The 202-nt window shown below is 37.6% G+C and carries 1 protein-coding gene; it reads right to left on the bottom strand.

What is annotated here, in order from left to right:
• A partial coding sequence (locus WFZ86_RS20510; protein WP_342693651.1) for a hypothetical protein occupies positions 1-202 on the bottom strand: 202 nt, incomplete at both ends.

Raw genomic sequence — 202 nt, 5'->3', positions numbered from 1 at the left:
CATTAATGAAAATAGTAAATGCTTTTTCAAAAGTTGAAGTACCATCGAAAGTTCTTACGCGAACAGAGTAGGAAGCTTTGGTTTCAAAATCAGGACTCGCAGTAATTTTCAAATCACTACCTGAAATGGTAAACGCAGCATTATCGGTATCACCAGCTCCAGCTACTAAAGAATACGTAAACGAACTGCTATCTACATCGGT

The organism is Flavobacterium polysaccharolyticum, from assembly GCF_038739875.1.
Classification (GTDB): Bacteria; Bacteroidota; Bacteroidia; order Flavobacteriales; family Flavobacteriaceae; genus Flavobacterium; species Flavobacterium polysaccharolyticum.
This window is presented reverse-complemented; position numbering and strand designations above follow the sequence as displayed.